The sequence below is a fragment of the Paenibacillus amylolyticus genome (assembly GCF_001570725.1).
GTDB lineage: Bacteria > Bacillota > Bacilli > Paenibacillales > Paenibacillaceae > Paenibacillus > Paenibacillus amylolyticus_A.
Genome location: NZ_BCNV01000001.1, coordinates 2152592 through 2166063 on the forward strand (window position 1 = coordinate 2152592; position 13472 = coordinate 2166063).

The 13472-nt window shown below is 45.5% G+C and carries 12 protein-coding genes; 10 read left to right on the forward strand and 2 right to left on the reverse strand.

What is annotated here, in order from left to right:
• Positions 1-29 precede the first annotated feature (29 nt).
• The 9 genes from PAHA3_RS09605 to PAHA3_RS09645 all read left to right on the forward strand — a co-directional run bounded on the left by PAHA3_RS09605 (position 30) and on the right by PAHA3_RS09645 (position 9086).
• A complete protein-coding gene (locus PAHA3_RS09605) occupies positions 30-590 on the forward strand; it encodes a sugar O-acetyltransferase (protein ID WP_062834531.1) in 561 nt (186 codons plus the stop codon).
• A gap of 286 nt (positions 591-876) precedes the next feature.
• The gene (locus PAHA3_RS09610; RefSeq protein ID WP_062834532.1) at positions 877-2181 is read left to right on the forward strand and encodes an NtaA/DmoA family FMN-dependent monooxygenase; all 1305 of its coding nucleotides are present in this window, start codon (positions 877-879) and stop codon (positions 2179-2181) included.
• Positions 2182-2244: 63 nt separating this feature from the next.
• Positions 2245-3189, forward strand: a complete 945-nt coding sequence (locus PAHA3_RS09615; RefSeq protein WP_062834533.1) for an ABC transporter substrate-binding protein — start codon at positions 2245-2247, stop codon at positions 3187-3189.
• A gap of 213 nt (positions 3190-3402) precedes the next feature.
• The gene (locus PAHA3_RS09620) at positions 3403-4023 is read left to right on the forward strand and encodes a TetR/AcrR family transcriptional regulator (RefSeq protein ID WP_062834534.1); all 621 of its coding nucleotides are present in this window, start codon (positions 3403-3405) and stop codon (positions 4021-4023) included.
• Positions 4024-4212: 189 nt separating this feature from the next.
• Positions 4213-4980, forward strand: coding sequence for an ABC transporter ATP-binding protein (locus tag PAHA3_RS09625; RefSeq protein ID WP_062834535.1), 768 nt, complete (start codon positions 4213-4215; stop codon positions 4978-4980).
• 48 nt (positions 4981-5028) lie between these two features.
• Positions 5029-6060, forward strand: coding sequence for an aliphatic sulfonate ABC transporter substrate-binding protein (locus PAHA3_RS09630; RefSeq protein WP_062834536.1), 1032 nt, complete (start codon positions 5029-5031; stop codon positions 6058-6060).
• Between the two features lie 15 nt (positions 6061-6075).
• Positions 6076-6870, forward strand: coding sequence for an ABC transporter permease (locus PAHA3_RS09635; RefSeq protein ID WP_062834537.1), 795 nt, complete (start codon positions 6076-6078; stop codon positions 6868-6870).
• 6 nt (positions 6871-6876) lie between these two features.
• Positions 6877-7710: an ABC transporter permease gene (locus tag PAHA3_RS09640; protein WP_082762758.1), complete on the forward strand. Its 834-nt coding sequence runs from the start codon at positions 6877-6879 to the stop codon at positions 7708-7710.
• Positions 7711-7739: 29 nt separating this feature from the next.
• Entirely contained in the window at positions 7740-9086 is a 1347-nt protein-coding gene (locus PAHA3_RS09645) for an LLM class flavin-dependent oxidoreductase (RefSeq protein ID WP_062834538.1), read from the forward strand.
• A 119-nt stretch (positions 9087-9205) separates the two neighbouring features.
• Here the strand turns inward: PAHA3_RS09645 and PAHA3_RS09650 are convergent, their stop codons facing one another.
• Both PAHA3_RS09650 and PAHA3_RS09655 read right to left on the reverse strand, forming a co-directional pair.
• Complete coding sequence (locus PAHA3_RS09650) at positions 9206-10555, reverse strand: response regulator (RefSeq protein ID WP_062834539.1); 1350 nt, start codon at positions 10553-10555, stop codon at positions 9206-9208.
• Positions 10555-12264 (reverse strand): sensor histidine kinase, encoded by a 1710-nt coding sequence (locus PAHA3_RS09655; RefSeq protein WP_062834540.1) that lies wholly within the window; start codon positions 12262-12264, stop codon positions 10555-10557. Before PAHA3_RS09655 ends, PAHA3_RS09650 begins: the two co-directional genes overlap by 1 nt.
• A gap of 250 nt (positions 12265-12514) precedes the next feature.
• On the opposite strand from PAHA3_RS09655, the gene PAHA3_RS09660 reads away from it, so the two are divergent.
• Positions 12515-13465, forward strand: coding sequence for an ABC transporter permease (locus PAHA3_RS09660; RefSeq protein WP_062836046.1), 951 nt, complete (start codon positions 12515-12517; stop codon positions 13463-13465).
• The last annotated feature ends 7 nt before the right edge of the window (positions 13466-13472 follow it).

Here is a 13472-nt window from a genome sequence, read left to right on the forward strand (position 1 = left end):
GAGTTAAACAGTCCAAGAGGAGAATCGATATGAAAACAGAAATGGATAAATATCTTGCTGGGGAAGCGTTTTGCTTTTTAGATCCAGAGATTGCTTCACTGAAAGAAAATGCAACTCGTCTATGTAAAAAATTCAATGAAATTGATACTGTAAATATCCAGGAACAACAAGAAGTAATCCGCAGATTATTTGGTTCATGTGGTACTAAAGTTTATATGCAGCCACCGTTCAATTGCGATGTGGGTAAGAATATTCATGTGGGGGAAGATTTTCTGACCAATTACAACGTTACAATTCTTGATGTCGACACAGTAACGATTGGGGATTATTGCATGATAGGCCCTAACACTACGATCTCTACAGTAAATCATCCGATGACAGCCAAAGGAAGAAGAGAGAAGTTGTCCATTACGAAACCCGTTACGATTGGTGATGATGTTTGGATCGGAGCGAACTGTGTGATTCTACCAGGCGTAACGATAGGAAACAATGTAATTGTTGCTGCGGGGGCTGTTGTATCCAAGGATGTCCCTGATCATTGTGTTGTTGGGGGTGTACCTGCCAAAGTAATCAAAGAGCTTGAATCGTAGGTCATCACCAGTCACGGGACAAGAACATAGTATCATTCAAGTCGCTATTCAAGCGGCTTTTTTTGTTTTATCCATGTAATTTCCTATCTAAGTTGGCGAGGGCAAGAGCTTGTTCTAATTTGAATTAGATAATTATGCATATCCAATTCGTCACTTGTGTATTCAAATGGAGTTGAATCCTTGTTAAACTTTATTTCTGATAATGAGAATCATTATTAATTATGAGAGCTAAAGTTTTACCTCAGGTCTCTTAGGAGCAAATCAACGAAACGAAAGGTTGGTAAACATGACTTCAGATCGAAAATTAAGTATTGGATTATCCTTAAATGCAACATGGAGTAAAGGTGACGGGTGGCGGCACCCGGATAGCGGAGTCGAGCATACAGGAACCATTGACTACTACATTCAGTGGGCAAAAATAGCAGAGAAGTTCAAGCTTGATTTTCTTTTCAGAGCGGATTATCTGTATATTAGCCCGCAAATGTTGGGTGATTCCTCTAACTTTGGCAGCCCGGATCCTACGCTGTTCTTTGCAGCGATCGCTCGTGAAACGAACCGAATCGGACTGGTTACGACGATCTCTACTACGTTTAATCCACCCTATGTTGTTGCCAGACAACTGCAGTCTTTACACTGGCTAAGCAATGGACGTGCAGGCTGGAATATTGTCACTTCTATTGAAGGAGCCGATAATTTCGGCAATTCACCTATGCCATCACCGGAAGAGAGATATGCTAAGGCAATGGAGTTTACGGATGTCGTATGCAAGCTTTGGGAGAGTTTCCCGGATGAAGCCATTGTCATTGACCGCAAGTCAGGCCAGTTCTCAGATAAGGATAAAGTGACTGCCATTAATCATTCTGGTGAATTTTTCAATGTAAAAGGGCCGCTAACGTTACCATCTCATCCATCCGGAAGCATTCCTTTGTTTCAAGCTGGCGCTTCAGATATCGGGCGGAACTTTTCCTCTTCCGTCGCGGATGCTATTTTTGCAGCAATGCCTGATCTTGAATCAGGAGTGGAATTACGAAATGATTTGCGAAGAAGAGCACTAGAACATGGGCGCGATCCAAATGCCATCAAAGTTTTGCCGGGTCTGTATTTTTTCCTAGGCGATACGTATGAAGAAGCGCTTGAGTTGCATAAGGCTGCGCATTCGCATCTAACTCTTGAACGCAGACATGCCTCACTCCAATCGGTAATGGGACTTGATCTAACAGGTTTTCCTTTGAATCAACGCGTAATTGCTGAAATGCTTCCCGATCCAAGTCAAGCTGTCCGCAGCCGTACACATGCAGAGTTGCTACGCCGTTTTATTACAAAATATCAGCCTACCGTGCAAGAAATCCTGGATCGACCGGAGGTTGTCGGATCAGCCCATTGGGTATCTGTGGGGACCGTCGAGACTGTAATGAATGATATTATCGAGCGGGTTGAGGCTGGTGCGATTGATGGATTCATAGCGTTGCCGGGCGGTTCAGAAAAATCGATGGAGATATTCTTTGAACAGCTGATTCCAAAGTTGGTCGAACGAGGAATGTTCAGAAGCGACTACGAGGGAGCTACTTTACGAGATCACCTAGGGATTTAATAGATCGATCATTAATGAAGCAGTGGTATAAAATAATTAATAACTTATCGAATGGGGAGCCATATGAACAGACTAATTGGATGGATTGCAGTATTAATGATACTAACAGGAGTACTGGCCGGATGTTCCCAAACGTCCAGCACCGTTACACCTGAAACCAGCAAGAGCGAGGGGGAGGCATGGCCAAGAACCATTCAGGATGCTAGCGAAAATGGAGTGGTGCTTGAGAAACGACCAGAGCGCATAGCGGTGCTTCATCCTTTATACTTAGATTACTTTTTTGCTTTGGATACAACTCCAATTGCATCAACTAGCGCGGCAGAAGCGATGAAGGAGTTTGCTACATTACAGCCTTACGCCGGATCTGCCGAGATTATTGACTTGGGTAACGACTCAGCGAATCTGGAAAAGATTATGGAGGCTAACCCTGATGTCATTGTGACCTTTAAGGGTTCCGTGGATACCATATATGATGAGTTGAGCAAGATTGCACCTGTCGTCTTAATCGACTACACCGACACATGGGAAAAAACGACCATGCTTTGTGCTCAGATTGTTGGTAAAGAGGAGCTTGCGGAACAATTGATTCAGGAAACACAAGAAATGATAGCATCCACGAAAGAGCAGTTAAGTACGCTTGAGAATAAAACCTTTGCCTTGTTGCGGGTAGACGGAAAATCCAATTTTAATGCGCAAGGGTCTAAAAACACGATGTACTACAATCAAACTGCAGGCTTTGGATTATTAGCACCAGAGGGATATCCTGAGGGAGGAGAATCACTTACCTTGGAGGGGCTTTCCAGCATGAATCCCGATTATATTATTATCCAGCATCGTATTGACGTCGCAGAGGCAGCAGTCAAGGATAAGGAATCTTCAAAGGTATGGAAGTCATTGGAAGCGGTAAAAAACAACCATGTTGTTATCTTTGATAATTCCCTCAATAGCGCAAGTATCCTGGCTGTGCGTTTGGCTTCAGAATATTTTGTGAAATTGGCTGAACAATAGATACGTACACAAAATCCAAATACTAATCAAAGTCGCTATTATAGCGGCTTTTTTATTTTGAATTAACATCGTAATTTCCTATGCCGATTTATTTAGCTCCAAAATGGATTGGCTTGCCGTCCTTGTAAGGAACTCAGGTAACATGTTTCTTAGTTAGTCAAAGCCTCAAAACGGCTATGCTATAATGAAATTCAGAAAGGGGAGGCCACGTTAATGTCACCTAGAAACATAGAGAAAGACTTGCAACAACGGGAAAAAAGAATAAACCACATCCTTGATTCCGCGCTGGAGATCATTGCCCTTAAAGGAATAGGTTCAGTAAGCATCAACCACATCGCAGCAGCAGCAGGCATGAGTATTGGGAACATGTATCACTACTTCAAGTCCAAAGATGAGATTATCAGCGAAATTCTGAGAAGAGGCCAGACCAGTTACGGAGAACATGTCTCCCAGCTCGCTGAGCAGTCCGGCGATGCTCTGAACAAACTTTTACTACTGTCTGAGTCTTGGCTTGCGTTGGAAAACAATTGGGCTTACACGATCCTTATCCACACAGCGCGACTTTCGGATACTTCCTCCGAAGAGATTCGGCGGGAGGTTACGGAACGTTTCACGAATAACCTTGGTCCTGTCGCGAACATAATGGAACAGGGGCAAAAGGAAGGACTCATCGTCAGCGGTGTTCCCTTGGAGCTTGCCTATTATTTTGTAAGTTTAATTCAAGGACTCACGCTACAGAAAATGCCAGGCGCTGAAGTGCCGATCCGTGCGCAGGCGCGTTCAATTGTCTCTTTATTTGCTGTGTCTTTACATAACTCCAAAAGAAATGATTGACAACAGATACAGGCCACTGCTACAATTTCCCCAACAAACCGAGTAATCGCTCGGTTTGTGAACGAGAGTTCGACTGGACAACCAGAGATCGTTCATGGGGAAAGATATATAAGCAGAAGGCCTTTTTTTATAACTATAAAACCAAGTAAATAGATCCGAAAAATTATTTTAAATTGGAGGTAACACCCTATGCTGATTATTGAGCGGTTGAACAAAACGTTCGCTGCTCCTACCGGGCCGATTGTGGCGCTAAGTAATATACGGTTGCAAGTTGAGCCGGGACAATTTATTACTTTTATCGGACCAAGCGGATGCGGCAAAAGTACATTGCTCAAAATCGTGGCCGGGTTAGACACGACCTATGAAGGAACAGTTGAACTAAACGGAAAAGCAATTACAGGACCAAGTGTTGATAAAGGGTTTATTTTTCAAGAGCCACGTTTGTTCCCCTGGATGACGGTCGAGAAGAATATCGCAGCCAATCTCTCGCTTGGCAATGCTCAGGTTCGCCATCAAGTCCAAGAGCTGATTGAGCTAGTTCGTCTGAAAGGATTCGAGAAAGCATATCCGAAGGAGTTATCTGGAGGAATGGCTCAACGCGTGGCCATTGCAAGGGCATTGTTGCGTAAACCGGAGATTCTGCTGCTCGACGAGCCTTTTGGAGCCCTCGATGCCTTCACTCGCACACACATGCAAGAGGCGCTACTGGACATCTGGCAGAACAGCCGGACGACCATGTTGTTTGTTACGCATGACTTGGACGAAGCGGTATTTCTTGGAGAGAAAGTCGTCATTATGAACCCTCGCCCGGGTCATATCCGCAATGTAATTTCTGTAGATCTCCCTTATCCGCGTAAGCGCAGTGGGGGGGCCTTTCAGGAGCTTCGCTCCCGCGTGTTAAGTGAGTTCGAAAAAGTGGAACATGCCCCCCTGATTGATAAGGGCGCAGGCATTTAAATTGGATACACATAAACGAATTTACGTTCATAAAGGGGATACGAATATATGGTTAAAAAATATAATTTGATCGCAGTCTTACTCGTATTGATACTGGTTGTGGCGGGATGCGGCAGTGCAAACAACAATGCTGGCAATGGCGAAGATGCCAAGCCGGTAGAAAGTAGCTCGAATCCAAATGCATCCTATGATGATGTCACAGTGAAGATTGGTGTACAGGGCAAGGGCGGCTTGTTCGGCAAGGCGCAAGAACAGAAGTGGTTTGAGGATGCATTCGGAGAGTTGGGGGTAAAAGTGGAGTGGTTGGAGTTCCAGAGCGGTCCTCCAATGATCGAAGCGATGACCTCTAATCATTTGGACTTTGCTGGCATGGGCAACATGCCCCCAATCTCTGCACAAGCAGCTGGCATTAACTTCAAAATCATCTCACAGCTACTTGATGGCAAGAACAATGTAGCGATCATTGTGCCGAACGACAGCCCGATCAAAAGCATTGCGGATCTCAAAGGCAAAAAGGTGGCTGTCACAAAAGGGAGCAACGCCTATAACTTCCTATATCAAGTACTCCAAAAAGCTGGTTTAGATAACTCCGATATTCAAGAAATCCAATTACAACCTGATGAAACGCAGCCTTCCTTCGAAAGCGGAAAAGTGGATGCCTGGGCCGTCTGGGATCCTTACATTACTCTGAATACATTAAGTGGCAAGGGAAAAGTGCTAGCTGATGGGGAAAGTGAAGGCGTACTGTCTCCATCCTTCCAATTGGTTCGTTCGGATTTTGCGAATGACTATCCGGAACTGGTTACGCTTTATCTAAAGACATTCGAGCAAGCACGCCAGTGGGAAGCTAATAATCAAGAGGAAGCGTACCAACGCTATGCCGACGAACGCAACATTCCGATTGACCTGGTGAAGGGCATTCAATCGCGGGCGGCAATGATCAATATACCGGTAAGTGACGAAACGATTGCCAGTCAGCAGAACACCGCTAACTTTCAATTTGAATTAGGTACAATCCGTAAGGAAATCAACGTGGCTGACGTATTCGACAACCAGTACATTGAAGAAGCTCTTAAATAAAGTAGAGGTGCGGTTATGCAACTATCGGGAAACAAGCTTGTTTTTCGGACTATTCATCTCCTGATTGGGATGTCGGTACCGGCGGCAATATTAATCATTTGGCAGATTGCATCCTCGAATGGGTGGGTAAATCCGGTGTTAGTTCCTCCTCCGAAGGACATCGTGGCTGAATTTGGACGGATGATCTCTTCAGGAGAACTGCTGACGAATTTGCGCATCTCGACGGGGAGAGCGGCACTCGGGTTCTTGTTGGGCGGCGGTCTGGGATTAGCCGCAGGATTATGGGTCGGCTTTTCGTTAAAAGCGGAACGGTTGCTCGATCCGTCACTTCAACTGCTTCGGACACTACCTCATTTGGCTGTTGCACCATTGTTCATTCTGTGGTTCGGCTTTGGCGAAACTTCAAAGATTGTACTCATCGCTAAGGGGGCATTCTTCCCTTTATATGTAAATGCCTTTTTGGGCGTTCGTTCGGTGGATCGCCAGTTGTTCGATGTAGCAAGCGTATTGCAATTCACGAAACTTCAAACCATCACCAAGCTGATTATCCCTGCCTCACTTCCTTCCCTGTTTTTAGGTGTTCGGCTCTCAATTGCGGTAAGTTGGCTTGGCCTGGTTGTCGCGGAGATGATGGGTTCAAGCTCAGGGATCGGTTATATCATCAATGACGCACGATCCTTCTCACTAACGTCTGTCATCTTCGTCGGCATAATTGTCTTTGCGATTGTTGGCAAAGTGACCGATTCATTGGTTAGGCTGGCGGAGAAGAAGTTACTGCGTTGGCAGGATTCCATAGAGGGAGATGGATAACAGATTATGAGTACGAACGATGTGTCATTAAGCTCGAAGACTAATAAGGAGCAGACGGTAATAAGAAGGGGACACCAGTGGAGAATGCCAAATTGGCTGTATGGATGGGTGTTGCCCATTATTATATTAGCTTTATGGGAGGCAGGCTCTGCTCTTGGACTGTTGTCTGACTCGGCACTGCCAGCTCCATCCCGCATTGCTCGAACATTCTGGCAACTGTGCCTAAATGGTGATATGACGCAGCATCTCACAACCAGTACCATTCGGGCGAGTGGTGGATTCTTACTTGGAGCCGTCACAGGATTGCTGCTCGGTGTGTTTACTGGTCTAGGCAAATGGGCTGAACAAACGCTTGATCCGACGATACAGATGCTGCGAACGGTTCCGTTGCTTGCGGTTATTCCGCTGTTCATTCTTTGGTTCGGAGTAGGGGAATTATCCAAAGTACTGCTCATTGCACTAGGGTCATTCTTCCCGCTCTATTTTCATACACATTTGGGGGTCCGCAGTGCGGACAGAAAGCTGTATGAGGTTACTCGCATCTTGCAATATTCTAAGTTCCGGCTGCTAACCAGGCTAATTATTCCCTCGGCGTTGCCAAACATTCTACTTGGCATTCGGTTATCTGTGGGTGCCTCCTGGCTGTTGCTTGCCGTGGCAGAGATGATGGGTGCAAGCGCAGGAGTTGGCTATATGATACAAGACGCACGTGTATATGCACAGACAGATGTCGTCTTCGTGGGCATAATTATGTTTGCATTGGTGGGCAAACTGTCGGATTCGGCAGTCAGACTGGTGGAAAGAAGATTACTACGATGGAATAACACATATAAAGGCTAGATTTTTAGAATGAAAGCGGAGGAACAGATATGACGAAAAAACGACAGGGCCAGCTTCATCTTGGTGCATTTATATATTTCACTGGACATCATCATGCCGGATGGCGTCATCCTGAATCAGGGGTAGAGAAGATGTTCGATATCGAATGGTATAAGCGGATTGCCCAGACAGCTGAAAAAGGTAAGCTTGATATGATTTTTTTTGCGGACTTACTGCACTTGATCTACCCAAGTCGCGCTGCAGCAGGCATGCTGGACCCGGTGTCGCTGCTCTCCGCACTATCCATGGTAACGGATAAAATCGGGTTGACAGCAACGTTATCGACGACCTATAACGAGCCGTTCAATGCCGCGCGCCGTTTAGCTACACTCGACCACATAAGCAGAGGACGGACCGGATGGAATATCGTCACGTCCCAAGTTGACACGGAAGCTCGGAACTTCGGTCGAGATAAGCATCCTGAACATGGAACACGTTACGAGATGGCGCAGGAATTCGTTGATGTCGTTGCGGCATTATGGGACAGCTGGCCACAGGATTCACTCGTCATGAATCGAGAATCAGGCACATTCGTCGATGAATCCAAGCTGCGTGTCGCTGACTATAAAGGGCAATGGTATTCCACGCAAGGGCTCTTGAACGTCCCCAGTCCACCGCAAGGTTACCCCGTCCTTATTCAGGCTGGTTCCTCGGGTCCAGGTCAGGATTTCGCTGCAAAAGTCGGAGAGGTGATCTTCACTGCACAGACCTCACTCACTGCTGCGCAAGATTTCTATCGCACGGTGAATGAGAAACTTCTGGCAATCGGACGTGAACGTGGCAGCTTGCTCATCATGCCGGGTTTGTCACCGATCCTCGGTTCAACTGTGGAGGAGGCTCGACGCAAGGAACGCGAGCTGCTCGACCTCATCGATCCGCAGGAAGCGGTAATGATGCTATCTGGCATGCTTCAAACAGACCTCAGCGGGTATCCTGTGGACAGTCCATTACCAGACATCTCAGATCCGGTCCAAGCAAGCAACGGAATGAAGAGTCGCGTGCAACTCATTATGGACCTTGCACGTGACGAGCAATTATCCATTGCCGAACTCGGGCGGAGGCTTCTCGGTGCCCGTGGTCATATGCAATTTGTAGGAACGCCGGAGCAACTTACCGACCTCATGGAAGAATGGTTTAATGGATACGGCTGCGATGGCTTTAACATCATGCCGCCGGTTCTGCCTGGAGATCTTGATGACTTCGTCGAGCACGTCGTTCCAGAGCTTCAGCGACGTGGGCTCTTCCGCAGGGAGTATGAGGGGACAACGCTGCGAGAGCATTTGGGACTTTCTGAACCAACGGTGTTAGTAAGTCATAAACAGCAAGTTCACCGTTAATCCGTTAGGAAGAACCAATCATCGAATTCACTCTAATAGCTAAACTGTAAAATATATAGATTTAGGCTGAGGCCGTTTTACGGTATTCTACCGGGGAACGGTCATTTAGTTTTATAGCACTATTTGTGAATCATATTTCTGCGATACTGGTAGGGCGTAACCCCGTATTCCACTTTGAACAACTGGATAAAATACTGATTTTTTCTGTAACCGACCATTTGTGCTATATCGTTGACACGGAGTTCCGAATCTTGAAGCAGTTGAGAAGCTTTCTCCAGCCTTTTCTTAGAAATGTAATTTGACACATTTTCGCCCGTCTCTTGTTTAAACAGTTTGGAAAAATAAACGGGATGTAGATGTGCGACTTTCCCCAACTCATCCAGACTAAGACCATGTGACAGATGGTCTTCGATATACGTTTGCACTTTCTCGACGATAGTTTGGATGGACATCTGTTTGTTGTTTCTGATCCGACTGACCCGATCCATGAGAGTTGACCACAGTTCATCAGGTTGCTCTAACTGATTGAACATCCAATCCACGGTTTCAGAGGTATCGTGATCCTTATCCGCCAGATATACATATAGAATGGTTTCCATGAGAAAGATTATTTTTTGCTCTCGGAGATGGATTTGATCATATTTTTTAATGATATTTCCCGCCGACTCCCAATCACCGCATGATGGAGAATGATTGAATATGCTAATAAAATCTTCTGAGTGTACGTCCTCATTAAGAAAGAACCTGTAGAACATCTGCCGGATCACGTTTCTATCGGTCAATACAAAGGGAGGGGACACGAACGATTGCTCCAGTTGGATAGTTAGTTCCCCAGCAACTTCTTCCGGAACAAGAGCGACCAGTCGGGTACCAGCAGCCCAAACGAGACAATCCAATCTGTCTGCGACATCACGTTTTATAACATCCTCATGTTCTTGTGTGAATCCCTCCAGCTTGAAGTAGCAAAAACGGTGTTCCCCTAAAAAATCAGTATAAGAATCATATTGCTTTCTTAATGTCTCGTTTTGACCTAGCAGCGAAAGCAGATACCCCAATCCATCGAAGTTCTCCCATGCGATAGGTTGAGCGGGCCGTGTCTTTGTAATATTCTTGATGGCTTTAGACATGGCTTTCTCCACATCATCTTTGTCTACAGGTTTGAGCAGATAGTCAAGCGCACCTAAACGGATTCCTTGCTGTGCATACTCGAACTCGGAGTAGCCGGAAAGGATGATGACTTTGGTTGGCAAGCTATGTTGGTGGATATGTTGAAGCAGATCAATACCCGACACCTCGGGCATTCGTATGTCAGTGATCAGAATATCGATATGGTTTTGAGTCAACATGTCCCGGGCTTCAATCGAATTGGTCATCGTCTCGATCTGATGAATGCCGAAGGTTTTCCAATCGAGCAAGTGCTTCATATACTCAACGACATAATGTCCGTCATCCACAATTAATAATCGCATTAGTTATCTCCTTTCACCTCGGGTATGCTGATGAGCAGCAGGACGGACAAGCCGCCCCAATCATTCGTAGTAAAATGTAGCCCACTACGTTCGCCGTACGTATTTTTCAGACGTCGATTTACATTCCAGAGCCCTACGCCTTTAATTCCTTCAGGCGGGGTATCGCTCTCAAGCCGAGCCTCTAGGCTGCGGATATCATCCAGCGAAAGACCTTTGCCGTCATCGGATACCTTGATCGTTATCGCAGCTTCCGTCTGTTTGACATCGATCGTCACCCGATGGGCTCCTTGTTGTCCTTCAATGCCATGTTGAATTGCATTTTCAACCACTGGCTGGATGATCAGCGGCATGAGGGGAAGGGAGGCCAGTTCTGGCGGCAGATCAATGCTGTACTCCATTTTTTTGCTGAGAGCCATAATAATCAGGAAATGTTCCGCAAACTGGAGCTCGCTTTCCAGCGTCACTTCATGTCGGTCCAACTTGGTTAAATAACGATAATATTCAGCTAGATGCTTGCTCATGCGCATGACAGAATCAGGTGAAAACTGAGCCACCGACATGATGAAAAACAAACTGTTATATAAAAAATGAGGGTTAATCTGAGCTTGAAGTTGTTGAAGTTCCGCACCTCGTCTCAGTTCCGTTTCAGTCTTCAAGGATACGAACAGATCCTGAATTTCAGTAACCATATGGTTAAAACTTCTGAACAGGCTGTAAAACTCTTTGCCCGTATTTTCGGTGATTCGCGTGTTGTGATTGCCTTGCTCAACCTGTGAAAACTTTCTCTCCAACAAACGGAGATTACGGTAGTAGTTCCGATAAAACGTAAAGATCACGACCAGACCAAGCGTGAACACGGCTAAAATGCTGGCAAAGAATACTTTGCGATTGCGGTCAAGCGGTTGCAGAAAATCGTTCGTCTGTGTATATGTAATCAGGTAGCCGTCGATCGATTCAATATATCGGGAAAGAACATAGTAGTCATCCGAATTGGTATGATAATCGTATTTTAAAGTGACTTCTGGCTGGGGTGAAATCATTTCGGTAACCGCTTTCAATAGATCGGTGTCAATTTCTTTCTCACTCCATAACTGCTCGGGGGCAAAAAGAAAAAAAGCGTTTGAGCTGTCGTTATTCACAGCCTTTTTCAGCAGGCTTTTTAAATAATCCGTATTCAGCTTTACACCAACCACGTACTGAGTCGGTTCGTTTTGTCCGGACTTTTGGATGTAAGGGTAGAGGGCAAAGTAATACAAGCTGTTACCGACGATTTGCCATCCCCGCTCATGAACATCCTTGAACGGAAGTCTTGCCCCCTGGGTATTGTTCGTGGAGAGAAACGCTTCTTCAGTCTTCCAGTAAATGCCGATCGATTCAATGGATCGACTGGAAAGGAGCGTTTGCCGCAAGCGATCCACGATATCGTTTTTTTTCATTTGGGAATCGTAATTGCTCAGCTCGATAACATGCCTCTGATAGAACCGCACATCACTGTCAGCTGCATACTGAACCCCGTACATATTAGCCTCGTATATAATCCCGTCTAGAATGCCTTTCACATAATCAAGCTGGTTTTTCGAAGCGCTTATCAAATTTTCTTCAAGTGTTTTGGAGCTCAATCGGTTCATCACGAAAAACAAACTCAACGTCAGCAGCAGAAAAAAAACAAAGAAATAGATGAATCGCTTCATATACATTTTTCTGATCATATGCCTTTCCTTTCATATCGCCAAACGTAGAAGTTTAAAATCATATCGGATTAACCTTAATATAAGCCAAACCTTCGAAAAGCGGAAGGGCAGTATCCGCGATAAATGAAAGCGGTTTTAAAATACTTCAGCGTGGGGTGATGATCTTGAAATTTTGGCATTTTGGAGTGAAAGCGCTTTTGTTAAGCTTATCTTCAAGGATCGCTTTCGAAGAGCCATCATAGAGGAGGTATGCAACATTAACGAGATCGTGCCCGCCAGATCCGCAAAAAAAACAAAAACAAAGCTTACCCAGCGAACTTCATTCAAAAAGGAACTCAAGAAAAGCTGGCCTTTGTATGTACTGTGTATTCCCGCTTTTGTGTTTGTCTGCGTCTTTTCTTACGGCCCGATGGTAGGTTTGCTCATGGCATTTCAGGACTACAAACCATGGCTGGGCATCACAGGTTCACGGTGGATCGGGTTAGATAATTTCGAACGAATTTTCCAGTACAAAGAAGCCACACAAGCGATCATTAATACGTTGATTATCGCCGTTTCCAAAATTATCGTCGGTATTATCGTTCCGATCGTCATGGCTATTCTGCTGAGCGAGATCCGAAATATGGGCATTAAGAAAAGTGTTCAGACACTGGTGTATCTGCCGCATTTCTTGTCCTGGGTTACGGTCGCGGGGTTGATGATCGACATTCTCGGATTAGACGGAGGAATCAATCACATCTTGACACGGATTTTCGGGAACGATCCCATTTACTTCCTGGGTGATCCTGATCTGTTTCGATTCACGGTTGTAATCAGCGACGTGTGGAAAAGCTTTGGCTTCGGCATGATTGTCTATCTGGCGACCATTGCTGGGATTAATCCTTCTTATTACGAAGCGGCCGAGATCGACGGCGCCACACGCCGGCAGCAAATTCGATACGTCACCTTGCCTAGCATGTTGCCTATGATTATCGTCATTTCTACGCTGAGTCTGGGCAATATTCTGGATGCGGGCTTTGATCAGGTCTTCAATCTGTACAATCCGCTTGTCTACAGTACGGGAGATATCATTGATACCTATGTCTACCGTTCATCTTTATTAAACGGGCAATATGGGTTCGGAACTGCTGTAGGATTGTTCAAATCGGGAATCAGCTTGATCTTGATCGTCGTCTCCTACAGGCTGGCCTATAAATATGCCAATTACAAAATATTCTAACAAGGAG